We start from the raw sequence: 22021 nt of genomic DNA, 5'->3' as shown, positions 1-22021 counted from the left end.
CACTCCCTTCTATTTCAATGAACCTGATTCGGCCTGCCGCTTTAACCTTACAGTTGCACGCTGGAGCCAAGATCCGATCAAGGGTGGATTCACCTTCATCTTCTCAGCAATCTCAGCGTAGCTATAGCCTGAGTAACGAAGCAGCAGCACCTCGCGGTCACGCTGAGGCAGCTTCTCCAGCCATTGCTTCAGTTCCTCATGCTCCATCTGCAGGAGAAGCTGTTCCTCGCTCGAGGGCTGCTGCTGCGACAACGTCTGGATTGCCTGCTCCTGCTTCGTTTGCAAGGCGGCTTCACGGGCTTTCTTTCTCATATGATCATAGGCGATGCGCGTCAGCACGCGCTGGAGCCATGCTCCGATCGCTCCAGGCTCGTCCGGCGGGTTGCGGTACAACCGCAGGAAGACTTCCTGCGCTAAATCTTCAGCAGCGCCTTCATCCCGGAGCAGTGCGATCAGCTTGCGACGTACAGATGGATAATGCGCATAAAATATATCTTTGAAATAATCGGAATCCGGATTTTCCAATGGATAAGCCTCCTTTCGGCTGCAGCTATACATAAGACGTCGACCGGACGTTTTTTATAGCAGAATAGACTGCGATATGACGAATCAAAAAAAACTCCGGCTGCACTTAGCCGAAGTCTTCCCTGTTCCGAACCGTATATACTATAATGTCTCCTTGCTCAAGCCTTGCCGTATTCGCTCGGATTCGCTCTCCAAGCCTGGAGAGCCGCCACATCCTTCTCCTCAATGCCTCCACGCTCAACGGCCACATTGACGAGCGTCGTGTAGTTCGTCAGCGTCTCGAACGGAATGCCGACCTGCTCGAACGCTTCTCTGGCTTTGTCGAACTGGTAAGAGAAGATGCCAAGCACGGACAAAGCCTCAGCCCCGGCTTCGTTGACCGCCAGCGCTACCTTGAGCGAGCTGCCGCCTGTGGAGATGAGATCCTCGATCACGACGGTCTTTTGGCCTGGCTTGATCAAGCCTTCGATTAAATTTTCTTTGCCGTGCCCCTTCGCCTTATCGCGCACATAAACCATCGGCAGCCCCAGCTTGGCGGCTACCCAGGAAGCATGCGGAATTCCGCCGGTCGCAGCTCCTGCGATGACCTCGGCCTCAGGAAAATTTTCGCGAATCAGCGTAACGAACCCCTCGGCGATCCGCTCGCGGATATCGTGAAATGAGATCGTCAGACGATTATCGCAATAAATCGGCGATTTCAGTCCGGAGGTCCAGGTGAACGGCTGCTGCGGCCGGAGCGCCACGGCCCCAATCTCCAGCAGGTCGGCGGCAATTTGCTCGGAAAGTTGCGGGTTAATGCGAATGGTCGTTGAGCTCATGAGAGATCTCTCCTTAGGTTCGATATAATGTAGGGCGATCAGGCGATATAAAGCTTAGATAGAAGCAACAATCGCCTCTAGAGCCGCTCTAGGGTCAACCGCCCCTGTAATGGGCCTCCCGATGACCACAAAGTCCGTGCCCTGTGCGAACGCTTGCGAAGGCGTCATAATTCTGGACTGGTCTCCGATATCCGCTCCAGCGGGGCGAATGCCCGGTGTAACGGTAACGAAGCCGGCTCCGCAGGCTTCCTTGATACGTACAACCTCCAGCGCAGAGGCCACCACACCATCTAGTCCAGCCGAGCGCGTGAGCTCCGCATAGCGGACCACCGCTTCTTCCACGGTGCCGGCAATGCCGATCTCGTCATTCAGCGTAGCCTGGCTCGTGCTGGTTAATTGGGTGACCGCGATCAGCAGCGGACGCTTGCCGTTCCGACCAGCTCCGGTCCAGGCCTTGTCCACGCCCTCACGGGCCGCCTCCATCATCTGCTTGCCGCCTGCCGCATGAACATTGAACATGTCTACGCCCAGTCTTGTGATGCTTTCCGCACCGCCCTTGACCGTATTCGGGATATCATGCATCTTCAGATCCAGGAATACGTTGTAGCCCTTTTCCTTCAATCCCGCCACGAACTGCGGACCCTCACTGTAGAACAGCTGCATGCCTACCTTCAGATAGCAAGGAATCCCCTCCAAGGAGCCCACGAGCGCCTCGGCCTCCCGGGCATTCGGATAGTCCAGAGCGACGATAATTCGCTCGGCCACTGATGTCAGGTTCTCACTCATAGCTCTTTCTCCTCCAGTCGATTTGCTCCATACGGGCGGCTATCCGCCTGAAAATGGCTCCCATCAAGGGAGTAGCACAGGCCTCCCTCCCGGGAGACGCTGTGCTACTGCTTAAGCGATTATGTCCAATTATCCGTGATGTGCAGGCATAGCCGTCGACTGGAAGTAGATCGATTCCAAAACGTGAAGTAGTGCTTTGACCGTATCCAGCGAAGTCATGCAGACCACGCCATTCTCAACCGCCTCGCGGCGAATCCGGAAGCCGTCGCGCTCCGGCGTCTTGCCCTTGGTCAGGGTGTTGACGACAAAGTGCGCTTCGCCGTTGCGGATCAGATCCAAGATGTTCGGCGTGCCTTCGCTCAGCTTGTTGACGCGTGTCACATTAAGACCCGCAGCCTCCAGTGCATCCGCTGTGCCCCCGGTCGCTACGATCCGGTAGCCTAGCGTATCGAAGCCGCGAAGAATTTCGGTAGCTTCTGCTTTATCCTTATCTGCAACCGTCGCGATGATGGCACCAGTCGGTGGAACCTTCATCCCCGAGCCGAGCAAACCTTTGTACAAGGCTTTGGCAAAAGTCTTATCGCGGCCCATAACTTCGCCCGTCGACTTCATCTCCGGCCCGAGCGTCGTGTCTACGCGGCGCAGCTTGGCGAAGGAGAACACCGGCACTTTGACGGAGACGTAACTGTCTTCCGGCCACAGACCCGTCTCGTAGCCCATATCCTTCAGCGTCTCGCCCATGATCACCCGTGTAGCCACATTCGCCATCGGGATCTTCGTCACCTTGCTGAGGAACGGCACCGTACGCGAGGAGCGCGGGTTCACTTCAATGACATATACTTCATCCTGATAGATGACGAACTGGATGTTGACCAGTCCGACCACCTGCAGACCGCGGGCGATCTTCGTCGTAATTTCGATAATCTTCGTTTTCAGCTCATCGGAGATCGTTTGCGTCGGATAGACCGCGATCGAGTCGCCGGAGTGAACCCCTGCGCGTTCGACATGCTCCATGATCCCTGGGATCAGAACCGTATCCTTGTCGCAGATCGCGTCGACTTCTACTTCCTTGCCGAGCATATAGCGGTCGATCAGTACCGGATGCTCCGGGTTGATCTTAACCGCATACTCCATGTAGCTCAGCAGCTCTTCGTCGGAGTAGACGATTTCCATCGCCCGGCCTCCCAGGACGTAGGAAGGACGCACAAGCACCGGATAGCCGTAATTGGCTGCCATGCCTACCGCCTGATCCACCGAGGTTACTGTACCACCCGGAGGTTGAGCGATGTCCAGGCTGCGCAGCAGCGCTTCGAACTTCTTCCGGTCTTCCGCCGCATCAATGTTTTCCAGATCGGTGCCCAGAATGCGCACACCGGCTGCGGACAGCGGAGCTGCGAGGTTGATCGCCGTCTGACCGCCGAACTGGACGATAACGCCGATCGGCTGCTCGCGTTCGATTACGTTCATGACATCCTCGAAGAACAGAGGCTCGAAGTAGAGACGGTCCGACGTGTTGAAGTCCGTCGAGACAGTTTCCGGGTTGTTGTTGATAATAACCGCCTCATAGCCGGCTGCCTGAATCGCCCACACCGCGTGAACGGTCGAGTAGTCGAACTCGATACCTTGTCCGATCCGGATTGGGCCAGAGCCGAGGACAACGACCTTCTGCTTCGTCGTTTCCTTGACTTCGTCTTCTGTCTCGTAGGTCGAGTAGTAGTAAGGCGTTGTCGCCTCAAACTCGGCTGCGCAGGTATCGACCATTTTGTAGACTGGTTTTAAGCCGAGGCCCAGACGGTAAGCGCGCACGTCGGCTTCCTGAGTCAGGTTCAGACCCTTGTCCGCCCCGCGGCGGACTTCGGCGATCGCGCGGTCCGTGAAGCCTTTGCGCTTCGCTTCCAGCAGCAGCTCGGCAGACAGCTCCACCGCTTGCAGCTGCTCTTCAAACTTGATCAGACCCTCCAGCTTGTACAGGAACCACCAGTCGATCTTGGTCAGATCTTGCAGCTGAGGCACCGAGTAGCCGCGGCGCAGCGCTTCGGCAATCAGGAACATCCGCTCGTCGTCAGGCTTGATCAGACGGCTTTCCAGCGTCGCTTGATCCAGCAGGTCGGTTTCTTTCAGGAACAGGCGATGTACCCCGATCTCCAGCGAGCGGATGGCTTTATGAATCGACTCTTCGAACGTACGTCCGATGGCCATAACCTCGCCGGTCGCTTTCATCTGCGTGCCCAGCTTGCGGTTCGCTGCCGTGAACTTATCGAACGGCCAGCGAGGGATTTTCGATACGATGTAGTCCAGGGTCGGCTCGAAGCAGGCATAAGTCTGGCCCGTAACCGGGTTAACGATCTCGTCAAGCGTGTAACCGATAGCGATCTTGGCTGCCATCTTGGCGATTGGGTAGCCGGTTGCCTTGGAAGCCAGCGCCGAGGAGCGGCTGACACGCGGATTTACTTCGATAACATAATATTGGAAGCTGTGCGGATCGAGGGCAAACTGCACGTTGCAGCCGCCTTCGATGCTCAGCGCGCGGATGATTTTCAGAGAAGCCGAACGCAGCATCTGGTATTCACGGTCAGACAGCGTCTGGCTTGGCGCTACGACGATGGAATCGCCCGTATGTACGCCTACCGGATCGAAGTTTTCCATGTTACACACGACGATACAGTTGTCGTTGGCGTCGCGCATGACTTCGTACTCGACTTCTTTCATGCCTGCGATGCTCTTCTCGATCAGACACTGGTTGATCGGGCTGTAGCGAATCCCCGATGCGACCGTCTCGCGAAGCTCTTCTTCACTAGCGCAGATCCCGCCGCCCGTACCGCCGAGGGTGTATGCCGGACGGACGATGATCGGATAGCCGATCTCATTCGCGAAAGTAACGGCTTCCTCAACCGTCGTGACGATAACGCTATCCGGTACCGGCTGTTCGAGCTCACGCATCAGGTCGCGGAACAAGTCGCGGTCTTCGGCTTTCTCGATAGCTGTCAGCTGCGTACCCAGGAGCTTCACATTCTCTCGCTCCAGCACGCCTGCGCGTGCCAGCTCTACAGCCATATTGAGACCGGTTTGACCGCCAAGTGTCGGCAGCAGGCCGTCAGGACGTTCCTGGCGGATGATTTGCGTCACGAATTCCAGCGTGATCGGTTCGATGTATACTTTATCAGCCATGTTCGTATCGGTCATGATCGTGGCCGGGTTGCTGTTAATGAGAACGACTTCGTAGCCCTCTTCCTTCAGCGCCTGACAAGCTTGCGTTCCCGCATAGTCAAACTCCGCTGCCTGGCCGATGACGATCGGTCCAGAACCGATCACGAGAATTTTTTTGAGTTCATTATTTTTTGGCATAGGATAATTCCCCTTTCGAGTCGGCTCCGGCTGCAGCAGTCTTGGAAGCCTCGTAAGCCGCAGCGATTTGTGCCTGGCGAGGAGCCTTCGGCGAATTCCGGTTATGGTCGCGGATCAGGGTCAGGAACTCGTCGAACAAGTAGCTCGAATCGAATGGACCCGGAGCTGCTTCCGGATGGTATTGGACGGAGAAGGCCGGGAATTTCTTATGACGCAAGCCTTCGATCGTTTTATCATTGTTGTTGATATGCGTAACTTCCAGCTCGGTGCCCGCGATCGATTCTTCCTTGACCGTGTAGCCGTGGTTCTGCGAAGTGATGTAGCAGCGTCCGGAGATCAGATCCTTCACCGGGTGGTTGCCCCCGCGGTGTCCGAACTTCAGCTTCTCGGTATCTGCACCGCTCGCCAGAGCGAACAGCTGATGCCCAAGGCAGATGCCGAAGATCGGGAACTCGCCGAGCAGCTCGGCTATCACACTTGCCGCCTGCGGTACATCCTTAGGGTCCCCAGGGCCGTTGGACAGCAGTACGCCGTCCGGTGCGAGGCGACGGATTTGCTCAGCGGTAGCGTCCTGCGGTACGACAACCACGTCACAGCCGCGCTTGGTCAAATCGCGCAAAATCCCGCTCTTCGAGCCGAAATCGACCAGTACGATACGTTCTTTCGTACCTGGTGCGCTATATACACTCTTAGTAGAAACGCGCGATACTTGATCCGTCATCAGCGCCGTTCCCTTCATTTGCTCCAGAAGCTCTTCGACGCGTTTATCCGACGTCGTGAGGATGCCCTTCATAACCCCTTGGTGGCGGATCCGGCGGGTCAGCATCCGCGTATCAACGCCGCTGATCCCGATAATGCCGTATTCCTTCAGCAGATTGTCGAGCGAATATTCCGCTCTCCAGTTGCTTGGAATCGTTTCATGCTCCCGCACAACAAATCCGTGAATGAACGGACGAATCGATTCGAAATCGTCCCGTGTAATCCCGTAGTTGCCGATCAGCGGATACGTCATCGTGACGATCTGGCCGCAGTAAGAAGGATCCGAAAGTACCTCCTGATATCCCGTGATGCCTGTATTAAAAACGACCTCGCCAACCGAGTCGCCGGTACTTCCGAATGCTTTGCCGGTAAACAAAGTACCGTCTTCCAACAACAATCTTGCCTGCATCGATCTTCACTCCTTCTGTAAATGGTCTAGCTATCTTGATCGCGAAGGTCCGCCTGGTGTCGGGTCCTCCGCAGCTTATCCGCTTAACTTACGCGTTGTAGACGACCTTGCCGTCCACCATCGTCAGGGTAGGCCAGCCTTGCAGCTTCCAGCCTGTGAACGGCGTGTTGCGGCCCTTGGAAGCGAACGATGCCGGATCGACCTCGCGCTCCGTCTCCAAGTCGATCAAGGTCAGGTCCGCCGGCTTGCCTTCGGCGATCGTGCCCCATGGAAGTCCGAACACCTCAGCCGGAAGCTTCGTCATCTTGTCGACCAGAAACTCCAGCGTCCATGCGCCCGTTGCGACAAACTTCGTGTAGAGCAGTGGGAAGGCCGTCTCAAAGCCGACGATACCGAACGGTGCCAGCTGCACGCCCCTCGCCTTCTCTTCCTCGCTATGAGGAGCATGGTCGGTGACGACAATATCGATCGTGCCATCCAGCAGCCCCTCGATGCAGGCTTGTACATCGCGCGGCGTGCGCAGCGGAGGGTTCATTTTCCAATTCGCGTCCATGCCCGGGATGTCCTCGTCGGACAGCAGCAGGTGATGCGGGCAAACCTCGGCGGTAACCTTGATGCCGATCTGCTTGGCCTGACGAATCAGGCGTACCGACTGCTCGGTGCTCACATGGCACACATGATAGTGGACGCCTGTTGCTTCCGACAGCAGGATATCGCGGCCGACATGGATCGCTTCCGACTCGTTCGGAATCCCCTTCAAGCCATGCTTGCGGGCAAATGCGCCTTCCGAAAAGGCTGCGCCTTCGACCAGTGTATTGTCCTCGCAGTGCGCGATGATCGGCATTCCGATCGAGGCAGCCTTGGCCATTGCATCTTTCATCATCTGTGCGCTCTGCACGCCGACGCCGTCATCGGTATAGCCGATAACGCCGGCTTCCTTCAGCGCATCAAAGTCGGTAAGCTCTCGGCCAAGTTCGCCTTTCGTGATACATCCGTAAGGCAATACGCGGACAACGCCCTCCGTCTCGGCTTTATCCAGAACGTACTTCACCGTCTCGACGGTATCGATAACCGGTCTTGTATTCGGCATGCAGGCGATCGTTGTGAATCCACCCTGCGCAGCCGAACGGGTTCCGGTGGCGATCGTTTCTTTATGCTCGAACCCCGGCTCCCGCAGATGCACGTGCATGTCGATCAGTCCCGGCGTTAGCAGCTTTCCTGCAGCGTCGATTACCGTGTGGCCTGTCGTATCGGGAATCGCTGCTCCACCGTCCAGAATGCGCGCTACAATCTGGCCTTCGACCAGTACATGCTTAGCCGCCCGTTCATTGCCTGTGCCGACAACGCTGGCGTTCAATATCCAAATGCCCATTAGTAACCTCCAGTTAGCTGTATATAGTGGAAGCGTCTAGTACCGCTTATCTTGTGTAGTCGGTTCCTTCCTAACTCAAGGCTCGCTCGATCACAGCCATCCGGATCGGAACACCGTGGCTCATCTGTTCGAAGATTCTCGACTTCTCGCATTCGACCAGCTCATCGTCAATCTCGACATTGCGATTGAATGGAGCCGGGTGCATGATGATCGCATGCGGCGCCATCTTCGAAGCTCGCTCTGCCGTCAGACCGTAAGCCGCCCGGTATTCCTCCGGCGATCCGAACACCGTACCCTCGTGGCGTTCCAATTGCACCCGCAGCATCATGACTACGTCCGATTGAAGAGCCTGGTCCATCGTCACATAAGGAGCATGCTCGGCCAGTTCTTCGGCCCGCATCGTCGGCGGTGCGCAGAAGCTTACCTGAGCACCGAGCGTTTGCAGCGCCCACAGGTTCGATCGGGCTACGCGGCTATGCTGGATGTCACCGATGATAGCTACCTTCAGCCCCTTAAATTCCCCGAACTGCTTGCGCATCGTATACAGATCGAGCAAAGCCTGGGTTGGATGCTCGCTGTTGCCATCCCCTGCATTGATCAGAGGCACCTTGATTTTGGAGGCTAGCTCCTGGAGCAATCCGTTCGGCTTCATGCGGATGACGCCCGCGTCGATGCCCATCGACTCCAGTGTCCGCACCGTGTCGTAGATCGACTCGCCCTTCTGCACACTGGATACCGCAGCCGCGAAGTTCAGAACTTCGGCGCCGAGACGTTTCTCGGCGACCTCGAAGGAAAATCGCGTTCGCGTGCTGTTTTCGAAGAACATGTTAGCGACGAACCTGCCTTGCAGGTGGCCCGTAACCTTGACCGGATATTGCTCCCAATAAGCCGCCCGATCCAAGATCGAGATCAGTTCGCTCTCGCTCAAGCCTTTCGTACCGAGCAAGTGCTTGCTGGATTGAAGTAGCTGTGTCATTCGCTTGGCCTCCTCTGTCCTGTGATCAACACTTGATCCGTTTCGTCCGATTCCGTGAGCTGCACCTCAATGCTTTCCATCCGCGAGGTCGGAACATTTTTGCCGACATAGTCGGGCCGGATCGGCAGTTCCCGGTGCCCCCGGTCGACAAGCACCGCCAGCTGGATCATTTGCGGCCTGCCTAGGTCGATCAGCGCATCCATGGCGGCACGCACGGTCCTTCCTGTGTAGAGCACATCGTCAACCAGAATGATTTTCTTATTATGCACAGCCAGTTCTTCCTGAACCTGGTCAGCTTCAGCCACTCCGCCAAGTGCGCCTACCGTCTCCAGTGAAACCGTGCGGTCATCGCGATACTTTGTGACATCCACTTCCCCGACGAGCACGGTCGCCTCTTCGATCTCGTGAATCCTGTCGGCTATCCGCCGGGCCAGGTAGATTCCCCGGGTACGTATCCCTACGAGGATGCAATCCTCGAAGCCCTTGTTGCGTTCTAGTATTTCATGGGCGATTCTCGTGAGCGCCCTGCGAATCGCTGTTTCATCCATCAGGACGTGATCCGTTTGCTGCATAGATCTCAGACCCTCCTCACCGCTCTTGCTTGTTTCGGTCCATGCGGCAAGAAAAAAACCTTGCCGTATAGACAAGGTTGTGTGCGCGGAAAAAGAACATGTCCGTCAGAAAACTTCCGGCAGGACTCACCTGTCGGAAGCGATCCGGTCCTGGACCGTTCGATTCGTCGATCACCTTGTCAGTCTCACGGGACTGTATTTAAAGGTGCTTTTCAGTTACCAGCATTATCCCACGTAGACTGCAGAATGTCAATAGTTGTCGAATAAGATCCTTGTCATCCGACTAGAAAAGCTTCCATGAGCTAACAGCATGAATCGTCGCGCTTCCATTAGTCATTTCCTCCTTTAGATTCGTCCGTAACCATTCCTCCCGTAGACCTGTATACCATGGACAACAGAAAGCACCCGGATTCCTCCTTTTCTGCTACATCTACTGCATCCCCAAGATAGCTCGGCACAAACATTGCTAGAACCTGTCGATTATGCTATAAAAGATGTAGTTCGTCTTTCGCCTGTCCGCAGGCGGGAACTTAACTGAAGGAGTGAATTTTACTATTATGTCGATCGAGATGAATACTGAAGAGGTTATCAATCTCATTAAAACAAGCAAGAAGAAAACACCTGTGAAGGTATATGTTAAAGGAAGCGACCTGGAAAGCATCGCCTTCGGCGACGGCATTCAGGCTTTCGTCTCTGGCAAAAGCGGCGTATTGTTCGGTGAGTGGACGGATATCAAGGCTGTCCTGGACGAGCAAGGCGCTAAAATCGAGGATTATGTGGTAGAGAACGACCGCCGCAACTCCGCCATTCCATTGCTGGACCTGAAGGGCATCAATGCCCGCATCGAGCCGGGCGCGGTCATCCGCGATATGGTTGGCATCGGCGACAACGCCATCATCATGATGGGTGCTGTCATCAACATCGGCGTTACCATTGGCGAAGGCACGATGATTGACATGGGCGCTGTGGTCGGCGGACGCGTGAAAGTCGGCAAAATGTGCCACATCGGCGCAGGCGCCGTACTGGCCGGTGTCATCGAGCCGCCTTCGGCACAGCCTGTTGTGATCGAAGACGACGTACTGGTTGGCGCTAATGCCGTTATCCTCGAAGGCGTACGCGTTGGCGAAGGCTCCGTCGTAGCTGCTGGCGCAGTCGTTGTTGAAGATGTACCTGCTTTCAGCGTCGTTGCCGGAACTCCAGCACGCGTTATCAAGAAGGTCGACGACAAGACCAAGTCGAAAACCGAAATTTTGAAAGACCTGCGCACCCTGTAAGATCGGGCCAGGAAGCTTCACGGAACCCGGTGCTTTGTAGCGCCGGGTTTTCCTTTGCACGTTTTGCACGTTTGCACACTGCTGGTCCAGCCGGAAGCCATATACACTTAGAGTGCTGCATCTCATCCGGCGGCTATACGTATCCAAGGAGGCTGAGTCCTAGCATGACCGTCAACCCATCACCCGGCCGTTTCGTCAAGGTGCGCCGTGAGCTGCACCAGATTCCCGAGCTGGGCTTCCAGGAATTCAAGACGCAGGCCTATCTGCTCGATTATATCGCCTCCCTCCCTCAGGAACGTCTGGAGGTCCGGACCTGGCGCACGGGCATATTCGTTAATGTCAAGGGCACTTCGCCCGCTCCCCGCCGCCGCTTCGGCTACCGCGCGGATATCGATGCCCTCCCGATCCAGGAGGATACGGGTTATGACTTTCAATCGACCCACCCCGGGCTCATGCATGCCTGCGGACATGACCTTCATATGAGCATCGGGCTCGGAGTGCTGACCCACTTTGCCGAGCATCCAATCGGCGACGATCTAACCTTCATCTTCCAGCCGGCTGAGGAAGGTCCGGGCGGGGCGCTTCCCATGCTTCAAAGCGAAGAGTTCCAGGACTTGCGTCCTGACGAAATCTTCGCTCTGCATATTGCGCCGGAATATCCGGTCGGAACGATTGCCGTCAAGCCCGGCATTCTGTTCGCCAACACCTCCGAGCTGTTTATCGACCTGATCGGCAAGGGCGGACACGCGGCTTTCCCTCATAACGCCAATGATATGGTTATCGCGGCCTGCCAGCTTGTCGGACAATTGCAGACGATCATATCCCGCAACGTCAATCCGCTGGATTCGGCTGTCATCACCATCGGCAAAATCGACGGCGGCACCAAGCAAAATATTATCGCCGAGCGCGCCCGGCTCGAAGGCACGATCCGCACGCTATCCGCCGGTACGATGGATCTCGTCAAGTCGCGGCTTGAAGCTGTCGTCAGCGGCATCGAGACTTCCTTTGGCTGCCGGGCCGAGATCGATTACGGCTCCAATTACAGACAGGTGTATAATGAGGAAAGGGTTACAGGCGAATTCATGGCTTGGCTCCGCGAAACACAAGGCTCGCACGGCGTCACGCTGCATGAATGCACCGAAGCAATGACCGGTGAGGACTTCGGCTATTTCCTCGAGGCCATTCCCGGCTTCATGTTCTGGCTGGGCGTCAACACGCCTTACGGTCTGCATCATGCCAAGCTGGAGCCGGATGAGGGCGCGATTGACGTCGCGATCGGCGTCATGACCCGCTACTTGACCTGGCGGTCGGAGCAGTAGGCTGAGCCTGAAGAAAGCGCAAAGCGCGGAAGCGTCCCACCTACGCTCCACGCTTTTTCTCCTGCCTGCGTCCGATCCGTAACCCTAGATACAGCAAAAAAGCCGCTCTTCAGCGGCTTTTTCATTGTTCACGCACATTCCTTGCATTAAGCTTCCAGCTTCCTCACGAACGCCTCGAGCCGATCCAGCCCCTCTTCGAGAACATCCATCGCATACGCGTAAGACAAGCGAATATAGCCTTCACCGAAAGTCGAGAATGCATCACCCGGAACAACAGCGACAAGATGCTCATCCAGCAGCCTCATCGCGAATTCCATCGACGGAAGCCCGAAGCGCCCGATCGACGGGAACAAGTAGAAAGCCCCCTCCGGCTTGTCCAGCTCGAAGCCCATCGCGATCAGACGGTCATACGTATAATCCCGGCGGCGGCGGTATTCTTCCTTCATCGGCAGCGCATCGTCGATGCCGTGCGTCAAGGCCTCAACGGCTGCGTATTGGCTGATCGAGCTGGCGCAGGTGACATTGTATTGATGCACCTTCACCATATGCTTGGACAGATACGCAGGCGCCAGCGTAAAGCCGATCCGCCAGCCGGTCATCGCATGGGACTTGGACAAGCCGTTGATCACGACCGTCTTCTCCCGCATACCCGGCACGGTTGCAAACGAACGATGAGTGCAATCATAGATCAATTCACTATAGATTTCATCTGAAATGACGAACAGATCCCGGCCAGCCAGCAGCCGCCCGATCTCATCCTGCTCCTCAGCAGACAACACACGGCCTGTCGGGTTGGAAGGATAGCAAAGCACGACGCAGCGCGTCTTGTCCGTCAGATGAGGGGCAAGCAGCTCGGCCGTCAGCTTGAAGCCGTTCGCCGACGTATCGACATAGACCGGCACCCCGCCGCACAGACGGACGAGCGGCTCGTAGCCCGGATAGATCGGCCCTGGCAATATCACCTCGCTGCCCTCGGTGAGCAGCGTCCGCAGCGTAATGTCCAGCGCCTGGCTCGCTCCGGCGGTCACGATGATCTCGTCAGACGCGGCATAGTGCAGACTATATTTGCTGCGCACGAAGCCTGCGATAGCTTCACGAAGCTCAGGCAAGCCTGCATTGGGCGTATACGTCGTTTTGTTCGCCGCGATCGCCTGCTGCCCGGCTTGCAAGATATGCTCCGGCGTCGGGAAATCCGGCTGCCCGATCGTCAGTGTGATGGCTCCCGGATACTTGGCGACCAGATTCGAAATTTTCCGGATACCGGATATTTCAATTTCCTTGACGCGGGGGTTAATGAGGTTTTCCAGCTGCTCCATCCCTTGACTCCGTCCTTATCGCAATTTGAGTACATCGATCAACCGGCGCATATCTTCGGGAACCGGTGCTTCGAACTCCAGATATTCATTCGTCCTCGGGTGATCGAATCCGAGCACAGCCGCGTGAAGCGCCTGCCCTTCCATGACGACTCCCTTGCTCTTGGAAGGTCCATAAGCCGGATCTCCAACCAGCGGGTGCCCGATAAACTTCATATGCACACGGATCTGATGCGTTCTGCCCGTTTCCAGCTTGAGCTCCAGCAGCGTGTAGTCTCCGAAGCGCTCCAGCACGAGGAAGTGGGTCACAGCATGCTTGCTGTTGCGCTCTGTTACGGTGTAAAGCTTACGTTCCTTCGGATCCCGCCCGATTGGCGCATCGATCGTACCGTTATCATGAGGCACATTGCCGTGAACCAGTGCGATGTACTTGCGGTTTACCGTGTGCGCCTTGAGCTGCGCAGCGAGGCCGCCATGAGCCAGATCATTCTTGGCCGCCATCAGCAGCCCTGAGGTATCCTTATCGATGCGATGCACAATTCCGGGACGCATGACGCCATTGATCCCCGACAGATCCTTGCAATGATACAGCAAGCCGTTGACCAACGTGCCGTTATAATGCCCTACCGCGGGGTGAACCACCAGACCGCGGGGCTTGTTGACCACGATGAGATCAGAGTCCTCGTAAACCACATCAAGCGGGATCGGCTCAGCTACAACCTCCAGTTCCTTCGGCTCGGGAATGAGCAGGGAAAGCACTTCTCCGGCATTCAGCTTATAATTGGGCTTGACCGTCCGTCCGTCCACCGTAGCGCAGCCGTCCTTGATCCATTGCTGCACCTGGGTACGGGATGTATCCTCTTCGAGCGCTTCCGTTAGAAATTTATCGATGCGCTCCCCGGCGTCATGTTCCTCGACTGTCCATTCCTGGCGCTGCTCCCATTCTGTTGCAGTGGGAACCTGTTCTTCTTCTGTCTGACTCACGGCTGTACATCCCCGCCTTCTTGATTCGATGATTTGGCATTCTCCTTGGCCTCGCGGCGCCAGCTGATCAGCGCATCCAGGAAAATCAAGGCAACCCCGACCACGATGGCCGAGTCTGCGAGGTTAAAGATTGGGAACGTGTAATAGACCGGTGGGTTAAGGAAGTTGAACTCGAAATTAAATTGCAGAAAATCAACGACCTCGCCGAACAGGGCACGATCTACGAAATTGCCGACAGCTCCTCCGAGCAGCAAGCCCAGTGCAAGAGGAAGCAGCCGCTTGCCTTCATCGATGGTTTTCTTCAAGTACCAGACGATGCCAACAACGACCGCAATCGTAATGACGATGAAAAACCATCGTTGATTTTGCAAAATGCCAAATGCGGCACCCTTATTCCGGTGCGAAGTGATCTGGAAGAATTCTCCGATAACCGAACGGGATTCATTGAGCATGAGCCGGTTGACAATAACCCATTTGGTAACTTGATCCAGCACGAGCACGACGAACGCGATGATATAATATTTGAGAAATTTCATGGTCACAGCCCCTTATCGCCTCTGAACGTACCTACAAGGATTTACCTAGCTAAAAAATTACCCCTCCGCTTACACTACAAGATGATATGGCATAGCATGAACAAGACAACAAAGCACTCACGCCAAGGAGGCGATGAACATGTCCCTTGAACCATCCCGGTCGAGCGGCTTGACCGAATCTCAGCTTCATGAAATCAAGCAGCAGCTTCAGCAAGAGGGACTCTGGCTGGAAGAGCACCTGTCCGAAAACGGACATCACGGTCTGGATAACTCCCTGCGTGACGGCACTGGTGAGTTGTCAGCCTATGACAACCACCCTGCCGATCTCGGCAGCGAAACCTTCGAGCGGGGCAAGGATGTTGCTCTGCTCGAAAATGCAGAACGCCATCTCACCGATATCAACGCTGCATTATCCCGTATGGACAATGGGGAATACGGGCGCTGCCTGACTTGCGGCGAGCAGATTTCCTTCGAGCGCCTGCAGGCGCTGCCGACGGCCGCGTATTGTGTGGAGCATGTGCCTGATCCGCACGAATCAGAGCGCCGGCCCGTTGAAGAGAAGCTGCTGTCCCCGCCTTTCGGCCGGACCAGTCTCGACGAGCGGACTGAACAGAACCGATTTGACGGCGAAGACGCCTGGCAGATCGTCGAAAGCTGGGGCTCCTCCAATTCGCCCGCGATGGCGGAGAATCCTAACGTTTCCTCCGGCTACGGCCAGATGGAGATCGAGGCCGACGAACAGGACGGCTACGTGGAACCCTTCGAAAGCTTCCTCGCTACCGACCTGTACGGACAGCATGTCTCCGTCGTTCGCAACCGCGCCTATCATGATTATATGCAGAACGGAGAAGGCGACGGGCTGCTTGAGCCCGACACAACGCTGGAGGACAGCTATGATTAAGCCGTTCAACCGTGGGTAAATGAAAGTGGATAACCGGAGTAAGGGCCGCAATCGGCCCTTATTCAATCCGGTGTAGCTTAGATCCTTATACCGCGGCGCCTGCCTGGATCACACTCGCGCAGCGTTTGCAGAGCGTAGGATGCTCCTCGTCTTGGCCCACTTCCGGAGTCACGATCCAGCAGCGCTCGCACTTCTCGCCGCCTGCGACCGCGATGCGGACGCTTAACTCCTTGAACGCTGTCGCATCCTCAGGAGCGGCATCGCCTGCTGGATGAACGACTACCTCGGAAACGATGAACAGAAGATCCAGACGGTCGAAGCCGGACAACAGCTTGGCTGCTTCCCCATTCGGATACAGATGTACCGCGGCGCTCAGCGAGTTGCCGATCAGCTTGCTCTTACGTGCTTCCTCCAGTGCTTTCAGCACATCGTCGCGGAGGTAGCTAAATTTCTCCCACTTCTCCTCCAGCTCCTTGTCGAACAAGGAAGCATCCACCTCCGGCAAGTAAGCCACCTGCACAGTGGACAGCTCCACGCCCGGAATATACTTCCACACTTCATCCGCCGTATGCGGCAGAATAGGCGCAATCAGCTTAGTTATTGCCGTAAGCGTGTCATACAATACGGTTTGCGCTGCTTTCCGGCCCGGATCGTTCGCTGCGCTGGCATACAGGCGATCCTTCAGGATATCCAGATAGAACGCGCTCAGCTCTACGGCGCAGAAGTGATGGATCGCCTGATACACGACATGGAATTCATACTTGTCATAAGCCTGGATGACCTTATCTGTCATCCGGTGAAGCCGGATCAGTGCGAAGCGGTCAAGCTCGCTAAGCTCCGACACTGCTACGCGGTCAACTGCCGGATTAAAGTCGGAGAGATTGCCCAACAGGAAGCGCAGCGTATTGCGGATTTTCCGGTAGCCCTCCGATGTCTGCGTCAGGATGTTATCCGAGATGCGCTGATCCGCCTGGAAGTCCGTCGACGATACCCATAGACGGAGAATATCGGCACCCAGCTTGTCGCATACCTGATTCGGGTCAATCGTGTTACCAAGCGACTTGGACATCTTCCGTCCTTCACCGTCGAGCGTGAATCCGTGGCTGAGGATGCCATTATAAGGAGAGCTTCCTTTGACGGCGACACCCGTGATCAGCGACGAATTATACCAGCCGCGGTATTGGTCCGAGCCTTCCAGGTACAGATCGGCCGGCCATTGCAGCTCCTCACGCGATTCCAGCACAGCTACATGGCTGGAGCCGGAGTCGAACCAGACATCCATAATATCCGTTTCCTTACGGAAATGATCATGTCCGCAGGAACATACCGTTCCGGACGGCAGCAGCTCCTTCTCGTCACGCTCGAACCAAGCGTTCGAGCCCTCGGCTTCGAAGATACCCGCTACATGCTCGATCGTCGCTTCGTTCACGAGCGGCTCATTGCAGCTGCGGCAGTAGAAGATCGGGATCGGCACGCCCCAGGCACGCTGACGGGAAATGCACCAGTCGCCGCGCTCGGCAATCATATTGTGCAGACGGATCTCGCCCCATTCCGGCGTCCAATTGATCCGTTTGATCTCATCCAGCATCTCCTGGCGGAATTTATCGATCGAGGCGAACCACTGCTCGGTCGCCCGGTAAATGACCGGTTTCTTCGTCCGCCAGTCGTGCGGATACTGATGCTGGATCGTCGTAGCTTGGAGCACGTGGCCGCTCTCCTGAAGCATGTCCGTGATCAGCTTATTGCCTTTCTCGTAGAACATGCCTTCGAAGCCCGGAGCCTCTGCGGTGAAATGTCCTTGATCGTCCACCGGACACAGGACGCCGAGGTTATACTTCTGGCCGATGGCAAAGTCGTCTTCCCCGTGGCCAGGGGCCGTGTGAACGCAGCCCGTACCGGCTTCAAGCGTTACATGCTCTCCTACCATTACAAGCGAGGTGCGGTCATACAGCGGATGCTTGCACAGCACATGCTCCAGCTCGCTTCCTTTATAGGTCGAGAGCACCTTCACGTCGGGCCAGCCGATTTCCTTGGTTGCCGCTTCCAGCAGTCCTTGGGCCAGCACGAACTTCCGTCCTGCCGCTTCCACAAGCACATAGTCGAAGTCCGGATGCAAACTGATCCCCAGGTTCGCAGGCAGCGTCCACGGCGTGGTCGTCCAGATTACGATTGACGCATCCTCCGGCAGCTTACCCTTCCCATCCTGTACCTGGAACGCTACATAGATGGACGTCGAAGTCTTGTCCTTGTACTCGATCTCCGCTTCGGCAAGTGCGCTCTCCGAGGAAGGGGACCAGTAAACAGGCTTTAAGCCTTTGTAGATGTAGCCTTTATTCACCATGCCGCCGAACACGCGGATTTGCTGCGCTTCGTACTTCGGCTGGAGCGTCACATACGGATTGTCCCAATCGCCGCGGATGCCGAGACGGCGGAATTGCTTCTTCTGCTTCTCGACCCACTCCAGCGCATATTCCTTGCAGTAATCGCGGAACTCTGTCACGCTCATCTTCTTGCGGTCGACCTTCCCGCCGTTGGCGATGGCCTGCTCAATCGGCAAACCGTGTGTATCCCAACCCGGTACGTAAGGAGCATCATAGCCCTGCATGGTCTTGAAGCGTACGATAATGTCCTTCAGTACTTTGTTCAGTGCGTGACCGATATGGATATCTCCGTTGGCATACGGAGGACCGTCGTGCAGGATAAATTTAGGCTTGCCCCGGCGGCTCTCCTGGACCAGCTTGTACATATCCACCTCATCCCAATGCTGCTGCAGCTTGGGCTCCGCCTGAGGCAAATTCCCGCGCATCGGAAACTCCGTTTGAAGCAGGTTGAGCGTTTTTCCATAATCTACGTTTGACATCGCTTCTTTTCACTCCTTACTAAGGTTCAACAAAAAAAGACCTCACATCCCAAAGGGACGAGAAGTCTCGCGGTACCACCCTGATTAAGACGCAGGCCTAGGCATGACGAGGTGACATAGACACCTCTGCATGCTTGCTTCACGTCTTCGCTTGGCGATCGATAACGGGATCACCCGATGCTCTCTACTTCCATTCCGGTTCAAGAGACGCTCCTGGGTGATATTCCTTGGCTGCCGAAGTCCGGGCTCCCACCAGCCCCCGGTTCGCTTGCATCGGCCGGACGCCAAGTACTCGTCCCAGTCATCGCTTTCGATTATTCCAACTCATACAGGAGTATATCCAAAAATCCGCGTATCGTCAACTTCGCCCCTTACGGTTGCTCGATTTCAGTCCGTTCGAGCGAATTCCAGTCTTCCTTGCTAAGCAGCTCCAGCTGCGCCTCGATCAGCGTGCGGAAGCGGGTACGGTAGATAGACGCCTGCTTCTTCAATTCTTCAATCTCCACGGACACCTTGCGGGACTTGGAGAGGGATTCATTGATGATGCGGTCGGCATTCTTCTCCGCTTCCTTTATAATAAGCTGCGCTTCCTTCTTGGAGTTCAGCTTCAGTTCATCGGCCGCCTCCTGAGCCACGATAATCGTCTTGCTCAGTGTTTCCTCGATGTTTGCAAAATGATCCAGCCGCTCTTGAATCGTCACAAGCTGATTTTGCAGCTCTTTGTTCTCACGGATCAACGCTTCATAGTCCTTGATCACCTGATCCAGGAACTCGTTGACCTGATCCTCGTCATACCCGCGGAACGAGCGACTGAACTCTTTGTTATGTATATCGAGCGGTGTTAAAGCCATTGTTGCACCTCCTGCAAATTTGACAAGCTAGGCCCGGACAATTCGGCATCCATGCGTACTGCTATATTCGACAGTTGCCAGCATAATCCTGCACACGCATACAAAAAAATCGGCAATTATACATATTTGCCGATTCGAATCCGGTGCCTGCCCTTCTTGCTCAGGCCTTCCACTTCCAGCAGCGTGAAGCGCCCGAAGCCCTTCATGGAGACGACATCGCCTTCCTTGAGCGGCTTACTGGGGTCTTCCTCCTGCTTCCAATTCACCTTGCAGCGGCCCGCCTTGATCGGCACGAGAACCTTGGCTCGGCTCAAGCGGTATACGTCGCTCGCGATCCCGTCCAGACGCAGCGATGCGACAGAAAGCTGCTGCTCCTCCAGCCTAGTCTCTGTTGGCTGAAGCCGCTCGGCTGTTAGAATCTCGGTGCGAACATGCACACGGTGCACCTGACTAAGCTGCAGGGACAGATAGTCGGCGCTCTCCGCGGCGACCACGATATGACAGCCGTCGGGGCGGGGATAAATGTCACCGATCTTGTCCCGCTTCATCCCGAGCCCGAGGATGGCTCCCATGTAGTCGCCATGGTCCAGCTCAGCCAAGCTATCGTCTGGCGAGCTAACCGCGATGACCCGGATCCCCGCGTCCTCGTCCTCCAGCACCCGATAGTCCGGCGCGACGATGGCCCGGCGGCGTTCTGCGCCTTCATGTCCGCCTTCAAAGCGGACGTGAACGTCAGGATGGGCATTCGCCAGCGAATTCAGGATGAAGGCCTGCCGGGGGTCCAGAAAATCCGTCAGCTTGACGGCATGCTGCTCAGCCCGGCCGATCCATTCCGTCGCCTGATCGACGAAACGGTGCTCATCAGGGTGAAAATGTACGTAGATATTATCGTTTGCCAGTTCCATTCACCTGCAATTAAGGAATAATGTAGCCGATCACGACGACAATCCCCATTCCGATAAAGCGCAGAGCAAATAGCGCTACGATCGGGGAAATATCGATCATGCCGCCAATCGGGGGAATAAAGCGGCGGAATAGTCCCAGGTAAGGTTCGCATAGCTTGCCCAGAATTTCGCCGATGAAGCTTTCGCGCGCGCTGGGCAGCCAGGACAGCAGCACGTAGGCGATCAGTACATATTGATAAATATTTACAAGCGTGAGAATATAACCCTCGATGGAGTGCAAGCTGTTCACCTCGTCTTATGTTTGGAGTGCTTATTCTTCCGGTTGGGCATGCAGCAATTCAGAGATCGAGCCATGAATCTCCACCGTGTCCGGCGTGCAGAGAAAAATATTCGGGCCGATCTTAGAAATCGAACCGTTCAGGGCGTATACCGTACCGCTCAGAAAATCGACGATCCGCGTAGCCTGGTCAGGTCGGACCCGGTGCAAATTCACGACAACCGGACGACGGTTGCGCAAATGATCGGCAATTTCCTGGGTTTCCTCATAGGAACGCGGCTCCTGAAGAACGACCCGGATATTCTTCTGCGAATGAATGCTGACAATGTTCCCCTTATTCTTACGTGAATCCTGCGTCGGGGTTTCAACTTCTTCATGCTGTTCGGTTTGCCGCTCGCGCTCGACGAGCACTTCCTCTTCCTGCAAGCCGATCAGATTCATAAATTTGTTATATACGCCCATGGTTGATTAGCCTCCTTGATCATTCTGAGTGCCGCCTACGGCGGTCAGTCCTTCTATTCCTTACCCACGAGGACGGACCCGAGACGCACCCAGGTAGCGCCTTCCTCAATTGCCACCTCGAAGTCATTGGACATGCCCATCGATAATTCCTTCACCTCATAATCGAGGATTCCGGTTTCGTTTAACCTATCACGCCATTCCCGCAGACCGCGGAATACGGGTCTTGTCTCCTCGGCCTCGGCTTCGTAAGGAGCCATCGTCATCAGACCTGCGATGCGGATCCCTGTCAGTCCGCGGATTTCCTCCACGAACGGCAACAGGGCGTCTGGAGCCAGCCCATACTTCGTCTCCTCGCCGGAGATATTCACCTGCAAGAGACATGGCACCTGAATGCCGAGCGCTACTGCTTTCTTGTCAATTTCCTTGGCCAGGGACAGCCTGTCCAGCGAGTGGATGTAGGCGAACCGTCCGACAACCTCCTTGACCTTATTGGTCTGTAGGTGTCCGATGAAATGCCAGGTGCCCTGCGAGCCGAACGCCTCCCACTTCTCAGCGGCGTCCTGCCAGCGGTTCTCGCCGATCTGATCGAGGCCCGAGCGGAGTACCTCGCCGGTGGTCTCCAGCGATACGTACTTCGTCACCGCTATAGTCCTGACATCGTGCGGCTCGCGTCCCGAGCGCTCGCAAGCTGCGCTGATACGCTCCTGTACCTGTTGTATGCGTTGTTGCAGTTGACTGTTCATGAATGCGATTCCCCTTGTCTGATGCCTCCCGAAT

General features: G+C 55.9%; 20 protein-coding genes and 1 other annotated feature. Of the genes, 3 read left to right on the top strand and 17 right to left on the bottom strand.

The window, feature by feature from the left end; genetic code table 11:
* Nucleotides 1–9: 9 nt before the first annotated feature.
* From WMW72_RS17780 to pyrR, 8 genes are all read right to left on the bottom strand, one after another.
* Complete coding sequence (locus tag WMW72_RS17780) at nt 10–525, bottom strand: sigma-70 family RNA polymerase sigma factor (RefSeq protein ID WP_341416872.1); 516 nt, start codon at nt 523–525, stop codon at nt 10–12.
* A 158-nt stretch (nt 526–683) separates the two neighbouring features.
* Nucleotides 684–1343 carry an orotate phosphoribosyltransferase gene (gene pyrE, locus WMW72_RS17775; RefSeq protein ID WP_341416871.1) on the bottom strand — a complete coding sequence of 220 codons (660 nt, stop codon included), beginning with the start codon at nt 1341–1343 and terminating at the stop codon, nt 684–686.
* Nucleotides 1344–1397: 54 nt separating this feature from the next.
* Nucleotides 1398–2129 (bottom strand): orotidine-5'-phosphate decarboxylase, encoded by a 732-nt coding sequence (pyrF, locus tag WMW72_RS17770; protein ID WP_341416870.1) that lies wholly within the window; start codon nt 2127–2129, stop codon nt 1398–1400.
* A gap of 129 nt (nt 2130–2258) precedes the next feature.
* A complete protein-coding gene (gene carB / locus WMW72_RS17765; RefSeq protein WP_341416869.1) occupies nt 2259–5474 on the bottom strand; it encodes a carbamoyl-phosphate synthase large subunit in 3216 nt (1071 codons plus the stop codon).
* Entirely contained in the window at nt 5461–6642 is a 1182-nt protein-coding gene (gene carA, locus WMW72_RS17760) for a glutamine-hydrolyzing carbamoyl-phosphate synthase small subunit (RefSeq protein WP_341416868.1), read from the bottom strand. The genes carB and carA overlap by 14 nt, the downstream gene beginning before the upstream one ends.
* 88 nt (nt 6643–6730) lie before the next feature.
* Nucleotides 6731–8014, bottom strand: a complete 1284-nt coding sequence (locus WMW72_RS17755) for a dihydroorotase (RefSeq protein WP_341416867.1) — start codon at nt 8012–8014, stop codon at nt 6731–6733.
* Nucleotides 8015–8084: 70 nt separating this feature from the next.
* On the bottom strand, nt 8085–8990 hold the full coding sequence (locus WMW72_RS17750) for an aspartate carbamoyltransferase catalytic subunit (RefSeq protein ID WP_341416866.1): 906 nt from the start codon (nt 8988–8990) through the stop codon (nt 8085–8087).
* The gene (gene pyrR, locus WMW72_RS17745; protein WP_341416865.1) at nt 8987–9562 is read right to left on the bottom strand and encodes a bifunctional pyr operon transcriptional regulator/uracil phosphoribosyltransferase PyrR; all 576 of its coding nucleotides are present in this window, start codon (nt 9560–9562) and stop codon (nt 8987–8989) included. The genes WMW72_RS17750 and pyrR overlap by 4 nt, the downstream gene beginning before the upstream one ends.
* A 557-nt stretch (nt 9563–10119) precedes the next feature.
* Between pyrR and dapD the strand changes: the two genes are divergently transcribed.
* Nucleotides 10120–10836, top strand: coding sequence for a 2,3,4,5-tetrahydropyridine-2,6-dicarboxylate N-acetyltransferase (gene dapD, locus WMW72_RS17740; RefSeq protein ID WP_341416864.1), 717 nt, complete (start codon nt 10120–10122; stop codon nt 10834–10836).
* Between the two features lie 164 nt (nt 10837–11000).
* Nucleotides 11001–12155, top strand: a complete 1155-nt coding sequence (locus tag WMW72_RS17735) for an N-acetyldiaminopimelate deacetylase (protein ID WP_341416862.1) — start codon at nt 11001–11003, stop codon at nt 12153–12155.
* Nucleotides 12156–12301: 146 nt separating this feature from the next.
* Here WMW72_RS17735 and WMW72_RS17730 read toward each other — a convergent pair whose 3' ends face one another.
* Genes WMW72_RS17730 through lspA form a run of 3 tightly spaced genes read right to left on the bottom strand, consistent with a single transcriptional unit; the run spans nt 12302 to nt 14988 of the window.
* On the bottom strand, nt 12302–13471 hold the full coding sequence (locus WMW72_RS17730; RefSeq protein WP_423227562.1) for an aminotransferase A: 1170 nt from the start codon (nt 13469–13471) through the stop codon (nt 12302–12304).
* 15 nt (nt 13472–13486) lie between these two features.
* Nucleotides 13487–14452, bottom strand: a complete 966-nt coding sequence (locus WMW72_RS17725; protein WP_341416861.1) for an RluA family pseudouridine synthase — start codon at nt 14450–14452, stop codon at nt 13487–13489.
* Complete coding sequence (gene lspA, locus WMW72_RS17720) at nt 14449–14988, bottom strand: signal peptidase II (protein ID WP_341416860.1); 540 nt, start codon at nt 14986–14988, stop codon at nt 14449–14451. The genes WMW72_RS17725 and lspA overlap by 4 nt, the downstream gene beginning before the upstream one ends.
* Nucleotides 14989–15127: 139 nt before the next feature.
* Between lspA and WMW72_RS17715 the strand changes: the two genes are divergently transcribed.
* On the top strand, nt 15128–15889 hold the full coding sequence (locus WMW72_RS17715; RefSeq protein WP_341416859.1) for a TraR/DksA C4-type zinc finger protein: 762 nt from the start codon (nt 15128–15130) through the stop codon (nt 15887–15889).
* Nucleotides 15890–15974: 85 nt separating this feature from the next.
* Here the strand turns inward: WMW72_RS17715 and ileS are convergent, their stop codons facing one another.
* The 6 genes from ileS to WMW72_RS17685 all read right to left on the bottom strand — a co-directional run bounded on the left by ileS (nt 15975) and on the right by WMW72_RS17685 (nt 21987).
* Nucleotides 15975–18749 (bottom strand): isoleucine--tRNA ligase, encoded by a 2775-nt coding sequence (gene ileS, locus WMW72_RS17710; protein ID WP_341416858.1) that lies wholly within the window; start codon nt 18747–18749, stop codon nt 15975–15977.
* A 50-nt stretch (nt 18750–18799) separates the two neighbouring features.
* Nucleotides 18800–19063 (bottom strand) — a binding site (T-box leader).
* A 57-nt stretch (nt 19064–19120) separates the two neighbouring features.
* A complete protein-coding gene (locus WMW72_RS17705) occupies nt 19121–19600 on the bottom strand; it encodes a DivIVA domain-containing protein (protein WP_341416857.1) in 480 nt (159 codons plus the stop codon).
* A gap of 116 nt (nt 19601–19716) precedes the next feature.
* A complete protein-coding gene (locus tag WMW72_RS17700; protein WP_423227561.1) occupies nt 19717–20505 on the bottom strand; it encodes a YlmH family RNA-binding protein in 789 nt (262 codons plus the stop codon).
* 10 nt (nt 20506–20515) lie between these two features.
* On the bottom strand, nt 20516–20785 hold the full coding sequence (locus WMW72_RS17695; RefSeq protein WP_341416998.1) for a YggT family protein: 270 nt from the start codon (nt 20783–20785) through the stop codon (nt 20516–20518).
* A 30-nt stretch (nt 20786–20815) separates the two neighbouring features.
* Nucleotides 20816–21244: a cell division protein SepF gene (locus WMW72_RS17690; RefSeq protein ID WP_341416856.1), complete on the bottom strand. Its 429-nt coding sequence runs from the start codon at nt 21242–21244 to the stop codon at nt 20816–20818.
* A gap of 53 nt (nt 21245–21297) precedes the next feature.
* Nucleotides 21298–21987 (bottom strand): YggS family pyridoxal phosphate-dependent enzyme, encoded by a 690-nt coding sequence (locus WMW72_RS17685; RefSeq protein WP_341416855.1) that lies wholly within the window; start codon nt 21985–21987, stop codon nt 21298–21300.
* Between the last annotated feature and the right edge of the window lie 34 nt (nt 21988–22021).

The organism is Paenibacillus filicis, assembly GCF_038070315.1.
Taxonomy (GTDB): Bacteria; Bacillota; Bacilli; order Paenibacillales; family NBRC-103111; genus Paenibacillus_G; species Paenibacillus_G filicis.
Note: the sequence above shows the minus strand (reverse complement) of the source record. Positions and strands in the feature narration are given on the sequence as shown.

Excerpts from the sequence above, each read along its gene's own strand:
- WMW72_RS17700 (WP_423227561.1), bottom strand. The coding sequence starts at position 20,505 with ATGGAACTGGCAAACGATAATATCTACGTACATTTTCACCCTGATGAG.
- WMW72_RS17750 (WP_341416866.1), bottom strand. The coding sequence starts at position 8,990 with ATGACACAGCTACTTCAATCCAGCAAGCACTTGCTCGGTACGAAAGGC.
- lspA (WP_341416860.1), bottom strand. The coding sequence starts at position 14,988 with ATGAAATTTCTCAAATATTATATCATCGCGTTCGTCGTGCTCGTGCTG.
- WMW72_RS17685 (WP_341416855.1), bottom strand. The coding sequence starts at position 21,987 with ATGAACAGTCAACTGCAACAACGCATACAACAGGTACAGGAGCGTATC.
- dapD (WP_341416864.1), top strand. The coding sequence starts at position 10,120 with ATGTCGATCGAGATGAATACTGAAGAGGTTATCAATCTCATTAAAACA.
- WMW72_RS17690 (WP_341416856.1), bottom strand. The coding sequence starts at position 21,244 with ATGGGCGTATATAACAAATTTATGAATCTGATCGGCTTGCAGGAAGAG.
- carA (WP_341416868.1), bottom strand. The coding sequence starts at position 6,642 with ATGCAGGCAAGATTGTTGTTGGAAGACGGTACTTTGTTTACCGGCAAA.
- WMW72_RS17730 (WP_423227562.1), bottom strand. The coding sequence starts at position 13,471 with ATGGAGCAGCTGGAAAACCTCATTAACCCCCGCGTCAAGGAAATTGAA.
- ileS (WP_341416858.1), bottom strand. The coding sequence starts at position 18,749 with ATGTCAAACGTAGATTATGGAAAAACGCTCAACCTGCTTCAAACGGAG.
- pyrE (WP_341416871.1), bottom strand. The coding sequence starts at position 1,343 with ATGAGCTCAACGACCATTCGCATTAACCCGCAACTTTCCGAGCAAATT.
- pyrR (WP_341416865.1), bottom strand. The coding sequence starts at position 9,562 with ATGCAGCAAACGGATCACGTCCTGATGGATGAAACAGCGATTCGCAGG.
- WMW72_RS17705 (WP_341416857.1), bottom strand. The coding sequence starts at position 19,600 with ATGGCTTTAACACCGCTCGATATACATAACAAAGAGTTCAGTCGCTCG.
- WMW72_RS17755 (WP_341416867.1), bottom strand. The coding sequence starts at position 8,014 with ATGGGCATTTGGATATTGAACGCCAGCGTTGTCGGCACAGGCAATGAA.
- pyrF (WP_341416870.1), bottom strand. The coding sequence starts at position 2,129 with ATGAGTGAGAACCTGACATCAGTGGCCGAGCGAATTATCGTCGCTCTG.
- carB (WP_341416869.1), bottom strand. The coding sequence starts at position 5,474 with ATGCCAAAAAATAATGAACTCAAAAAAATTCTCGTGATCGGTTCTGGA.
- WMW72_RS17715 (WP_341416859.1), top strand. The coding sequence starts at position 15,128 with ATGTCCCTTGAACCATCCCGGTCGAGCGGCTTGACCGAATCTCAGCTT.
- WMW72_RS17735 (WP_341416862.1), top strand. The coding sequence starts at position 11,001 with ATGACCGTCAACCCATCACCCGGCCGTTTCGTCAAGGTGCGCCGTGAG.